Source organism: Methylobacterium sp. WL116 (genome assembly GCF_008039455.1).
Taxonomy (GTDB): Bacteria; Pseudomonadota; Alphaproteobacteria; order Rhizobiales; family Beijerinckiaceae; genus Methylobacterium.
Map to the genome: position 1 here is coordinate 1 of NZ_VRUV01000657.1, position 2,173 is coordinate 2,173.

Here is a 2,173-nt window from a genome sequence, read left to right on the forward strand (position 1 = left end):
GGCGGCGAGGGCCAGCGCGCGGATCACCCGCGCCCGCGCGCGCCAATCGCCGAAGCTGAGACCGGTCTCCTGGCGGAACCCGCGGGTCAGCGTACGCCGGCTCGCGCCCGCGCGCGTCGCCCAGGCATCGAGGTCGTCGGCCGAGCCCGGATCCTCGATCAGCCCGAGGCAGACCCGGCGCAGGCGCGCGTCGCGCGGCAGCGGAAGCGCCAGCGGCGTCTCCGGGGCCCGGCCGATCTCGTCGAGCACCAGGGCGGCGAGATGCCCGCCGCGGCCGGCCTCGTCGTAGAGCACCGGCTCCTCGGCGAGCGCCGCCAGCGCCGCGACGAGGAGCGGCGACACCGCGATCACCCGGCAGCGATCCGGGACGGCGAAGGCGCGCGGATCGAGATAGGCCGAGCACATCGCCACCGCCCCGTGCATCGCGACCGCATGCGGCAGCCGCGGCGGGATCAGCAGCGCGTGCCCCTCGGGCACGACCCAGGTGCCGTCGTCGGCCGAGGCCATCATCAACCCGGCGGTGGCGTAGAGCAGCTGTGCGCGCGGGTGGAAGTGCCGGTCGGTCCGGCTCGCGGCGGCGAAGGCCTTGGGCATCACCGCGACCGACCGGGGCACGTCCTGGTAGTCGGCGGCATCGGTCGAGCGCGGCGGCATGGCCCATCCTCGCAAAGGGTCGCTTTCCGTCCGCGCATGCACGGGCGCGTCGAAGAATGGCCCGGGAGCGTACATTTGCGGCCCGACACCGTCCATCGGGTCAGGGTATGAGGCGGCGGTCCCGAAGGATACGCCGCGATGAGCCCGGACGATCTCTCCAGCCGCACCCTGCGCTTCGTCAACGTGGCGCACGCCCTCGACCACTTCGTGCTGCTGATCTACCCGACCGCGGTGATCGCCATCGCGAGCCAGACCGGCCTCGGCTACGGCGAGCTGATCGGGCTCGCGACCGGCGCCTTCGTCGCCTTCGGGCTGTGCTCGCTGCCGATGGGCTCGCTCGCCGACCGTTTCGGGCGGCGCAACATGCTCGCGGTGTTCTTCTTCGGCTACGGGCTGTCCTGCTTCGGGGTCGCCAGCGCCGCGACGCCGACCGCGTTCGCGATCTGGCTGTGCGTGCTCGGCCTCGCCTCGGCGATCTACCACCCGGTCGGCTCGACCATGCTGGTCACCCACGCGCGGCGCCTCGGGCACGACCTCGGCATCAACGGGGTCTGGGGCAATTTCGGCGCCGCCAGCGCCTCGGGCGCGACGGCGCTGCTCGCCACGACGCTCGGCTGGCAGGCCGCCTTCGTGGTGCCCGGCCTCGTGTGCCTCGCCTGCGGCACCGCCTTCGTCGCGATGGTGCCGGGGGACGGGGACGGCGAGGCGCGCAAGGCCGGCGGGGCGGCAATTATCCCGGTGACGCGGCCGATGGCGCTTCTGGCGATGTTCGGCGTGGCGATCTTCGCCGGCGGCATCACCTTCAACGTCACCACGATCTCGCTGCCGAAGGTGATCGACGAGGGCGTCGGGCAGGCCCTGTCGCTGACCCTGATCGGCTCGATCGCCACCGCGGTCTTCGTCTTCGGCGCGCTGACCCAGCTGCTGATGGGCCGCCTCGTCGACCGCTTCGGCCTGCCGAGCCTGTTCCTCGGCCTGTCGGTGCTGCAGCCGCTCGGCCTCGGTCTCGCGGCGGCGTCCTCCGGCCCCCTGTTGCTGCTCGGGCTGGTGCTGGCGATCGCCGCGATCTACGGGCAGGTCGTCATCAACGACGCGATGATCGCGCGCTACGTCCCGGCGCACCAGCGCGCGAAGGCCTACAGCCTGCGCTACTTCGTGGGCTTCACCGCGAGCGGCTTCGTGGTGCCCCTGATCGCCCTGCTGCACGACCGTGGCGGCTTCGGCCTCGTGCTCGGGACGGCGGCGGCCTTCGGCGGCCTGATCTGGGTCGCCGCGTTCGGGTTCTACCGGCTGGTGCGGAGCGACGCGCAGCCCGTTCTCGCCGCCGCCGCGTAGCGGCTGCGGGCGCCGTCGAAACCTGTTACGCCGAACCTCGTGCCAGCCCTCTCCCTCGTCATCCGCCCCGAGAACCCCGACGATGGCGACGCCATCGAGCGTCTGCACGCCCGCGCCTTCGGGCCCGGGCGCTACGCGCGCACCGCGTTCCGGCTGCGCGTCGCTCCGCACCAGCCGGTAGAAC

General features: G+C 73.1%; 2 protein-coding genes. One reads left to right on the forward strand and one right to left on the reverse strand.

Annotated elements, in window-relative coordinates; all coding sequences use genetic code 11:
• The coding region (locus FV223_RS25885) for a helix-turn-helix transcriptional regulator (protein WP_147729622.1) at positions 1-654 on the reverse strand (654 nt) is incomplete at its 3' end.
• 138 nt (positions 655-792) lie between these two features.
• On the opposite strand from FV223_RS25885, the gene FV223_RS25890 reads away from it, so the two are divergent.
• Complete coding sequence (locus tag FV223_RS25890) at positions 793-1,989, forward strand: MFS transporter (RefSeq protein WP_147729623.1); 1,197 nt, start codon at positions 793-795, stop codon at positions 1,987-1,989.
• Positions 1,990-2,173: the final 184 nt, after the last annotated feature.

What these genes read in the sequence shown, in the direction of transcription:
- FV223_RS25890 (WP_147729623.1), top strand. Translation starts at nt 793, where the DNA reads ATGAGCCCGGACGATCTCTCCAGCCGCACCCTGCGCTTCGTCAACGTG.